The sequence below is a fragment of the Arthrobacter sp. 05T45 genome (assembly GCF_056395875.1).
This window is the reverse complement of sequence record NZ_JBFTKI010000055.1, coordinates 1-531: the sequence shown is the minus strand read 5'-3', so window position 1 is coordinate 531 and position 531 is coordinate 1. Positions and strand designations below refer to the sequence as shown.

Sequence of the window (531 nt, the reverse complement as noted above, 5' to 3'; positions counted from 1 at the left end):
GGGCGGGGTCGAGGTGGGGTGGCGGGATGAACCAGGGGATGCCGGTGCGCATCTGGATGCTCCAGTGTTCCTTGTGGATCAGATGGTGGTGATGGGAGCAGAGCAGGGTGCCGTTGCCGGCTCCGGTGGTTCCGCCGCGGGACCAGTAGGTGATGTGGTGGGCYTCGCACCARGGGGCGGGRATGGTGCATTGCGGGAAGGCGCAGCCCCGGTCCCGGGCCGTGATGGCCTTGCGGATGTGGGRCGGGAAGAYGCGGGAGGCSCGGCCGATGTCCAGGACCTGGCCCTCGCCGCCGAGGACGACGGGGATGATGTCGGCGTCGCAGGCGAKYTTGCGGATGGTGCCTGCGGTGACGGGRCCGGTGAACRGCAGCGTCCCGGTGCCGTGCCTGGTTCCGGTGCCGTGCTGTGCGGTGTTGGCAGGGGTGCCTGCTTCGGCGGGAGTCGTCCCGAGCCGGGTGAGCAGGTCGCGGTAGTCGATGGTGGCCATGACCTGGGGCCGGAGCCCGCCCGCGGCGGGCAGCCCTCCGG

General features: G+C 71.6%; 1 protein-coding gene. It reads right to left on the bottom strand.

Features of this window, described 5'->3' with window-relative positions:
- Window positions 1–531 (bottom strand): HNH endonuclease (locus AC1DGD_RS22125; protein ID WP_476858284.1); only part of this gene is annotated, 531 nt, incomplete at both ends.